We start from the raw sequence: 1,127 nt of genomic DNA on the forward strand, positions 1-1,127 counted from the left end.
AAGGAAAAGTTCTCCCGTACCAAGCCGCACTGCAACATCGGCACGATCGGGCACGTCGATCACGGCAAGACGTCGCTGACGGCGGCGATCACCAAGGTGCTGGCGGAGTCGGGCGGGGCCACCTTCACGGCCTACGACCAGATCGACAAGGCCCCCGAGGAGAAGGCGCGCGGCATCACGATCTCGACCGCCCACGTCGAGTACGAGACGACCAACCGCCACTACGCCCACGTCGACTGCCCCGGCCACGCCGACTACGTGAAGAACATGATCACCGGGGCCGCCCAGATGGACGGCGCGATCCTGGTCGTGTCCGCCGCCGACGGCCCGATGCCGCAGACCCGCGAGCACATCCTGCTCGCCCGCCAGGTCGGCGTGCCGGCGCTGGTGGTGTTCCTCAACAAGGTCGACATGGTCGATGACGAGGAGCTCCTGGAGCTCGTCGAGCTCGAGGTGCGCGAGCTGCTGTCGAAGTACGACTTCCCCGGCGACGACATCCCGATCACCAAGGGCTCGGCCCTGATGGCGCTCGAGGACAAGGAGCCGAAGATCGGCAAGGAAGCCGTTCTGAAGCTGATGGAGACGGTCGACGCCTACATCCCGCAGCCGGAGCGTCCGATCGACATGCCGTTCCTGATGCCGATCGAGGACGTGTTCTCGATCTCGGGCCGCGGCACGGTGGTGACGGGCCGGGTCGAGCGCGGCATCATCAAGGTCGGCGAGGAAGTCGAGATCGTCGGCATCCGCCCGACGACGAAGACGACGGTGACCGGCGTCGAGATGTTCCGCAAGCTGCTGGACCAGGGCCAGGCGGGCGACAACGTCGGCGTGCTGCTGCGCGGCACGAAGCGCGAGGACGTGGAGCGCGGCCAGGTGGTGTGCAAGCCGGGTTCGGTGAAGCCGCACTCGAAGTTCAAGGCCGAGGCCTACATCCTGACGAAGGAGGAGGGCGGTCGCCACACGCCGTTCTTCACCAACTACCGTCCGCAGTTCTACTTCCGCACGACGGACGTGACCGGCGTGTGCACGCTGCCCGAGGGCACCGAGATGGTGATGCCGGGCGACAACGTGACCATGGACGTGGTGCTGATCGTGCCGGTGGCCATGGAAGAGAAGCTGCGCTTCGC

Annotated in this window: 1 protein-coding gene; it reads left to right on the plus strand. The window is 66.5% G+C overall.

Going from position 1 to position 1,127, the window contains the following annotated elements:
- A partial coding sequence (gene tuf / locus ABS772_RS11260) for an elongation factor Tu (RefSeq protein WP_407942983.1) occupies positions 1 to 1,127 on the plus strand: 1,127 nt, incomplete at both ends.

Origin of the sequence: Methylorubrum podarium, from assembly GCF_040270385.1 — a bacterium.
GTDB classification, from domain to species: Bacteria; Pseudomonadota; Alphaproteobacteria; order Rhizobiales; family Beijerinckiaceae; genus Methylobacterium; species Methylobacterium podarium.